Raw genomic sequence first — 7,462 nt, forward strand, 5'->3', positions numbered from 1 at the left:
TAGAAAAAACGCTAAAATGATGATGGCATCTTTTATACACAAAAAGGGGTGTCATTTCTTTCTTTATAGAAAAGGTGATGTGATGAGAAACAAGAAAAACAAAAAAGATGCGAAGGAAGGGCGCAAAACACTTCCGATTCGGTTAAATTTATTATTTTTAGCTGCATTCATAATTTTTACCGGTGTTGTGGTCAGACTCGGTTTTGTGCAAATTGTCAATGGAGAAGATTATAAAAAGCAGGCAGAGAAACAAAATGATGTGAATGTCAGCTCATCTGCTCCGCGCGGAAAAATTTATGATCGAAACTATAACACGATCGTCAGCAATAAAGCGCTAAATGCCATTACATATACGAGAACCTCGACGACATCACAAGAAGAGCGACTCAAAGTGGCAACAAAATTAGCGGATATGATTCATGTGAGTACGAAAAAAGTCACAGATCGTGATAAAAAAGATTTTTGGATCTTAACGCATCCGAATGAAGCCAAAAAGCTTGTTCAAAAGGAATCAGAATTAAAGGGTGACGATAAGCTCTCTGATGATAAACTATACGAACTTCAACTTAAACGCATCACAGACAAGGAATTAAATCAGCTGACGAAAAAAGATTTGCAAGTGCTTGCGATTAAAAGACAGATGGATGCAGGCTATGCGCTTACACCTCAATTCATCAAAAATGAAGATGTGAAGCCAAGCGAAATTGCTTACGTCTCAGAGCATTTGGACGAGCTGCCAGGCGTTGATGTCACAACAGACTGGATGCGCAGTTATCCATATAAAGGGTTGCTCCGCAGTATGCTCGGTAGTGTGTCTTCAAGTGATGAAGGCCTTCCGCAATCGCTGCTTGAACATTATCTGTCACTAGGCTACAGCCGAAATGACCGTGTAGGAAAAAGCTATCTTGAATATCAATATGAAGATGTATTGCAAGGTCAAAAAGAAAAAGAACAGAATACAACCGATAAAGATGGTAATGTCACAAGCTCTAAAGTCTTAACAGAAGGGAAAAGCGGGAAAGACCTCGTGCTTACCATTGATATTCAGCTGCAAAAAAAGGTCGAAAAAATCATTGAAAAGAATTTGAGAAGTGCGAAGCAACGAGGTGGAACAGAGCTTCTTGATCGTGCGTTTGTGGTCATGATGGATCCGAGAAATGGAGAGGTTCTCTCTATTGCAGGTAAGCAGATTACAAACAAAAATGGAAAATACAAATTCGATGACTATGCATTAGGATCCATGACATCTTCTTATGCAATGGGATCAGCAGTGAAAGGAGCAACAGTACTGACAGGATATAAAACAGGCGTCATTCATATTGGGAGCACCCAGTATGATGAACCTCTCTATATCGCGCAATCACCGCCAAAGAAATCCTATCAAAATATGGGACTCATTAATGATTTAACTGCACTAGAGCGTTCGTCAAACGTTTATATGTTCAAAACAGCGATTGCGATTGGGAAAGGGGAATATCGGAAGAATCAGCCGCTCCCAATTGATACGAAAGCATTTGATACGTTCCGCTATAATTTCAGTAAATTTGGTCTTGGAGTCAAAACAGGTATTGATCTTCCGAACGAAGCAACTGGCTATCGAGGAACGTCTACACAATCTGGTCTCTTACTTGACTATGCGATTGGACAATACGACACGTTTACTCCGCTGCAAATGGCGCAATACGTCTCAACGATTGCAAATGGCGGTTACCGTTTACGTCCGCAGCTTGTAAAAGAAGTCAGAGAGCCAGATCCGCAGCGCGGCATTGGCGCTGTGACCGAATCCGTTAAACCGGATGTTTTGAATAAGCTGGATATGACAAGTGATGAGATCAAGCGGGTACAGCAAGGGTTCAAACTTGTTATGCAAAACCCAAGAGGAACAGCGTATTCGAACTTTGGCAACAAAAATTATAATCCAGCTGGAAAGACAGGGACCGCTCAATCGTTCTATGACGGCCCAATTAAAAGCAAACGCGGCACACAGACGTATAACACAACACTTGTTGCATATGCGCCTGCTGATAATCCAGAAGTGGCCATTTCGGTCGTTGTCCCGTGGGTGTATCAAGACTACAACCAGCGTTATTCGATTACGAATGACATTGGTGAACAAGTATTAGACAAATACTTTGAACTGAAATCGAAACAGGAAAGCGATGATACACAAGCAAAAAATAAAAATAAAATTGAAAATGAAGCAGAAACAAATAACTAGACCTTTCATAGGTAAAAACGCTCACTTTTTGTGGGCGATTTTTTTATGTTTTCTTCAAACTTTTCGATTTAAATTGACAAAAAACATAAAAAACTCCGCAAGATCTCTACAAATCTTCGGCATTTACAAAAACTTAACATTCCATTTAAACGAAATTAATAAAAAACCTTTAATGTATTACTCGTAGGACAAATTATTCAGGGGGTATTCTTGAAATGAAAAAGAACAAATTATGGCTGCTTACTTTCCTTACTATCGCATTGTTAGCATTCGTCACAGCATGCGGAAACAGCAGCTCAAGCGATGATTCAAAAGACAGTAAAGAAAATGCTTCAAACAAAGATGAGGCATCAGGTTCCATTACCATCTCAGGATCATCTGCGATGCAGCCTTTAGTTCTTGCGGCAGCAGAAAAATTCATGGATAAACATCCAAAAGCCGATATTCAAGTACAAGCCGGCGGTTCAGGAACAGGCCTTTCTCAAGTATCTGAAGGATCTGTACAAATTGGTAACTCAGATGTATTCGCAGAAGAGAAAGACGGAATCGACGCAAACGTTTTAAAAGACCACAAAGTGGCAGTTGTTGGAATGGCAGCAGCTGTAAACCCTGAAGTTGGTGTCAAAGACATCACAAAGGACGAATTGAAAAAAATCTTTACTGGCAAAATCAAAAACTGGAAAGAGCTTGGTGGGAAAGACCAAAAAATCACACTTGTCAACAGACCTGATTCTTCAGGAACGCGTGCAACATTTGTGAAATATGCACTTGATGGTGAAACTCCTGCAGAAGGAATCACAGAAGATTCTTCAAACACAGTGAAAAAACTGATTGCAGAAACACCAGGTGCGATTGGATACCTAGCATTCTCTTATTTAACAGATGACAACATTACACCGCTTAGCATTGATGGGGTGAAACCGGAAGAAAGCAATGTAGAAAGCGGTAAATATACAATTTGGGCATACGAGCACTCTTATACAAAAGGTGAGCCAGAAGGTCTAACAAAACAATTTATAGATTACCTAATGAGTGACGAAGTACAAAAAGAAATTATCAAAGACCAAGGCTACATCTCAGTCTCTAATATGCAAGTAGAAAGAGATGCAACAGGCAAACAAACAGATAAGTAAGAGGTCTTGAATTGATGATGAAGGAAAAGTGGAACTTTTCACTTTTCCTTTTATGACATTCATAGGAGTGTAGAAAAAGATGAAACAGATAGAACATACAGAAGCGAGCGATCGACTGATCAGCTCGAAGAAAAATAGGCAAATGGATGAAGTAATAGGAAGTATTTTGGTGAGATTTTGCGCTTTCTTAATGATTGCTGTATCGATCGCCATCACGATCTTCCTTGGCATTAAGGGTTTACAATCTTTCATCGTAAATGGTGTAAGCCCAATTGAGTTCTTAACCAGTATCAATTGGAACCCAACAGCAGAAAACCCGCAATACGGCGCGTTTCCATTTATTTTTGGATCAATCGCCGTCACGCTCCTATCGGCACTCATTGCAGCACCGCTAGGCATCGCAGGAGCGATCTTTATGACGGAAATTGCACCTGCATGGGGACGGAAAATTCTCCAACCAGTCATTGAATTGCTTGTAGGGATTCCATCCGTAGTTTACGGATTCATAGGTCTTACAGTATTGGTGCCGTTTATTGGACACTTTAAGTCAAGCGGCTCAGGGCATAGTGTTTTAGCAGCAACGATTGTCCTGTCTATTATGATTCTGCCTACTGTTACATCCATTGCCACTGATGCAATGGCTTCACTTCCAAAAAGTTTACGTGAGGGATCGTATGCATTAGGAGCAACAAGATGGCAAACGATCAGACGTGTTCTAGTACCGGCAGCTCTTCCGACATTAATGACAGCGGTCGTACTTGGGATGGCTAGAGCATTTGGAGAAGCACTTGCCGTTCAGATGGTCATTGGAAACACGCGTAATCTACCAGAGAGCATTATGGACACAGCTGGTACCTTAACAACCATTATTACGTTAAACATGGGTCACACTACGTATGGAAGTGTTGAAAATAATACACTTTGGTCAATGGGACTTGTCCTTCTAGTTGTATCATTTATGTTTATACTCATGATCAGATACTTATCGTCTAGGAGGAAGATTTAATGAATAGTAAAATGACGGATCGTTTTGCCACGTTTGTTTTTGGATTATGTGCCGCCATTATTACCGCAATACTTGTTGGTTTGTTTTCTTATATCATTTTCAACGGTGCAAAAGAATTAAATTTTGATTTTCTGACAACACGCTCAAGTGCGATTGGGTCTGGCGGCGGAATTCGAGATCAACTGTTTAACTCGTTTTACATTCTGTTTATTACAATGATGATCACTGTTCCACTTGGCGTCGGTGGCGGAGTGTATATGGCTGAGTATGCACCTCAAAACAAAGTCACGGATTTTATTCGTACATGTATTGAAGTGCTATCGTCACTACCATCAATCGTCATTGGTATGTTTGGTTTACTGATGTTTGTTAATTTAACAGGCTGGGGTTATACGATCATTGGAGGAGCTCTTGCGCTCACTGTGTTTAACTTACCAGTGATGGTCAGGGTAACAGAAGACGCGATTCGTTCAGTACCCAAGGATCAAAAGGAAGCATCACTTGCACTCGGTGTGACAAAGTGGCACACAGTCAAGACCGTTCTTATTCCAGGCGCAATTCCGTCTATTATTACTGGCGCTATTTTAGCATCAGGAAGAGTCTTTGGTGAGGCGGCAGCACTTCTTTTCACAGCAGGTCTGACAACACCACGGCTTAATTTTACGAACTGGAATCCTTTCTCCGATACGTCACCACTAAATATTTTTAGACCGGCAGAAACGTTGGCCGTTCATATTTGGAACGTCAATACACAAGGGATCATTCCTGATGCAGAGGCCATTGCAAATGGTGCTTCAGCCGTACTTGTGCTTTCAGTCTTACTTTTTAACTTAGCAGCTAGATGGCTTGGTTCATTTATTCATAAGAAGCTTACGTCAAAATAAATTGAGAGAGGTGTGAAGGGGATATGGTTCAAATGCTCGCAGAGAAAAAAGAGATTGCAGCAAAAAAGGCTCCACTTCAGGCGGAACAAATTTTACAGGTGCAGGATTTAAGTATTTATTATGGTGAAAAAAGTGCAGTTAATCAAATTTCATTCGAAATTGAAAAGAACGCCATTACCGCTTTAATCGGCCCTTCAGGCTGCGGGAAATCAACTTTTTTACGCAGCATTAACCGAATGAACGACCTGATTCCAGGTGCGAGAAGTGAAGGCGCGATCATGTACGAAGGGTTGAACATTCTTGATGATCGCATTAATGTGGTGAATTTAAGAAGAGAAATCGGGATGGTCTTTCAAAAGCCAAATCCATTCCCAAAATCGATCTACAATAACATTACCCATGCGTTAAAGTATGCGGGTGAAAAAAGAAAATCAGTGCTTGATGATGCAGTAGAGGAAAGCTTAACAAAAGCAGCGTTATGGGATGAGGTCAAAGATCGTCTGCACCGCTCTGCATTGTCATTATCAGGTGGTCAGCAGCAGCGTCTGTGTATTGCACGTACTCTTGCGATGAAACCGAGTGTGCTTCTATTAGATGAACCAGCTTCTGCCCTAGACCCAATCTCAAATGCAAAAATTGAAGAGCTATTGACAGAATTAAAAAATGATTATTCCATCGTCATTGTCACACACAACATGCAGCAGGCGTTACGTGTATCTGATCATACGGCCTTTTTCCTGAACGGTGATCTAGTGGAATATGATGCCACTGAACGTATCTTTACACGTCCTGCGCAGCAAAAAACAGAAGACTATATCAATGGTCGATTTGGATAAGGCGGTGGATTTTGATGAATGCAGTAGCAACTGAAACAGCAGCAAAAGAAGTGTTTCGTGTGCATGATATGAACCTTTGGTATGGGGAGCATCATGCACTGAAACATATCGACTTAGCCATTAGGAAGCATGAAGTCACAGCGATTATCGGCCCTTCAGGCTGCGGGAAGTCAACATTTATTAAAACTTTAAATCTCATGGTCAAAACAGTGCCAGGTGTGAAAATCACAGGGGATATGATGTATAACGGTGAAAACATCTTAAAAGGCCGTGTCGATTTAGTTGAACTACGTAAAAACGTGGGAATGGTGTTTCAAAAAGGGAATCCATTCCCTCAGTCTATCTTTGATAATGTCGTATATGGCCCAAGAATTCATGGTGTGAAGAGCAAGCAGCAATTGAAAGAAATCGCTGAAAAAGCGCTTCGTGATGTCGCTCTTTGGGATGAAGTGAAAGATCGTTTAAGTGCGCCTGCATTAGGTCTTTCCGGCGGTCAGCAGCAGCGTCTTTGTATCGCAAGAGCGATTGCCACAAGCCCAGACATCCTATTAATGGATGAACCCACATCAGCGCTTGATCCTGTTTCAACTTTAAAGATTGAAGAATTGATTATGAAACTGAAAGAAAAATACTCGATTGCCATTGTCACACACAATATGCAGCAGGCGGCAAGGGTTTCAGATCGAACAGCCTTTTTCTTGATGGGCGAGCTTGTTGAGGTCAATGATACGAATGTGATGTTCTCAGAGCCAAACGATCAAAGGACGAATGATTATATATCTGGACGTTTTGGATAATAAAAAACCCCCTGGAAATCAGTGCGGGACTGACCCCCTAAGATGAGACAAATAAAAAACACCTTCAAGTTTGAAAACGGACCGTTGTGATCCGAAATAAAACATGGAGGTGTTTTTTCTATGGGGACAAGAGTGAGTTATCCAGTTGAAGTCAAACAGAAGGCTGTAGAAATGAGATTGGCAGGTGTACCTATGAAAGAGATCATGCAGGAATTGAATATCAAGAATAAGACGCAGGTTCAGACATGGGTGAGGTGGCATAAGGCTGGGGATACACACAGGTTCGAACAGCCTGTTGGAAAACAATATATCTATGGAAAGGGTCCCGAGTACTCTTCCGAATTAGAGAGACTGCAGGCAGAAAATCGTTATCTGAGTCAACAGAATGAAGTTTTAAAAAAGTACAACGAATTGGAAAGGAAGTTGATAAGGAAACGTCAATCGAACTGGTAGAAGAATTGCGCAAAACGATGACGGTACAGGACATTTGTGTCCATTTAGGCATCTTACGCACTTCGTATTATAGATGGAAAAAGGAGCTGACTCAGAATCAATCTAAAAGACAACTAGAGAAACAGGTCGGCACGT

At 41.1% G+C, this 7,462-nt stretch carries 6 protein-coding genes and 1 pseudogene; all 7 read left to right on the forward strand.

Translation table 11 applies throughout. The features are described from left to right. The first annotated feature begins 82 nt into the window (after nt 1-82). Complete coding sequence (locus WAX46_RS02950) at nt 83-2,218, forward strand: peptidoglycan D,D-transpeptidase FtsI family protein (RefSeq protein ID WP_336493331.1); 2,136 nt, start codon at nt 83-85, stop codon at nt 2,216-2,218. A gap of 215 nt (nt 2,219-2,433) precedes the next feature. Continuing rightward, nucleotides 2,434-3,351: a phosphate ABC transporter substrate-binding protein gene (locus tag WAX46_RS02955; RefSeq protein WP_226566860.1), complete on the forward strand. Its 918-nt coding sequence runs from the start codon at nt 2,434-2,436 to the stop codon at nt 3,349-3,351. A 79-nt stretch (nt 3,352-3,430) separates the two neighbouring features. Further along, nucleotides 3,431-4,357 carry a phosphate ABC transporter permease subunit PstC gene (pstC, locus tag WAX46_RS02960; RefSeq protein WP_226566861.1) on the forward strand — a complete coding sequence of 309 codons (927 nt, stop codon included), beginning with the start codon at nt 3,431-3,433 and terminating at the stop codon, nt 4,355-4,357. Next, on the forward strand, nt 4,357-5,241 hold the full coding sequence (pstA, locus tag WAX46_RS02965; protein WP_226566862.1) for a phosphate ABC transporter permease PstA: 885 nt from the start codon (nt 4,357-4,359) through the stop codon (nt 5,239-5,241). The genes pstC and pstA overlap by 1 nt, the downstream gene beginning before the upstream one ends. Nucleotides 5,242-5,264: 23 nt before the next feature. Continuing rightward, entirely contained in the window at nt 5,265-6,077 is an 813-nt protein-coding gene (pstB, locus tag WAX46_RS02970) for a phosphate ABC transporter ATP-binding protein PstB (protein WP_376776395.1), read from the forward strand. A 14-nt stretch (nt 6,078-6,091) separates the two neighbouring features. Further along, a complete protein-coding gene (gene pstB, locus WAX46_RS02975; protein ID WP_226566863.1) occupies nt 6,092-6,874 on the forward strand; it encodes a phosphate ABC transporter ATP-binding protein PstB in 783 nt (260 codons plus the stop codon). A gap of 120 nt (nt 6,875-6,994) precedes the next feature. Beyond that, nucleotides 6,995-7,462, forward strand: a pseudogene (locus WAX46_RS02980) (IS3 family transposase); the annotation flags it as partial.

The sequence above is a fragment of the Bacillus sp. FJAT-53060 genome, assembly GCF_037104745.1.
GTDB lineage: Bacteria > Bacillota > Bacilli > Bacillales > Bacillaceae > Bacillus > Bacillus stratosphericus_B.

What these genes read in the sequence shown, in the direction of transcription:
- pstB (WP_376776395.1), top strand. Translation starts at nt 5,265, where the DNA reads ATGGTTCAAATGCTCGCAGAGAAAAAAGAGATTGCAGCAAAAAAGGCT.
- WAX46_RS02955 (WP_226566860.1), top strand. Translation starts at nt 2,434, where the DNA reads ATGAAAAAGAACAAATTATGGCTGCTTACTTTCCTTACTATCGCATTG.
- pstA (WP_226566862.1), top strand. Translation starts at nt 4,357, where the DNA reads ATGAATAGTAAAATGACGGATCGTTTTGCCACGTTTGTTTTTGGATTA.
- pstC (WP_226566861.1), top strand. Translation starts at nt 3,431, where the DNA reads ATGAAACAGATAGAACATACAGAAGCGAGCGATCGACTGATCAGCTCG.
- WAX46_RS02950 (WP_336493331.1), top strand. Translation starts at nt 83, where the DNA reads ATGAGAAACAAGAAAAACAAAAAAGATGCGAAGGAAGGGCGCAAAACA.
- pstB (WP_226566863.1), top strand. Translation starts at nt 6,092, where the DNA reads ATGAATGCAGTAGCAACTGAAACAGCAGCAAAAGAAGTGTTTCGTGTG.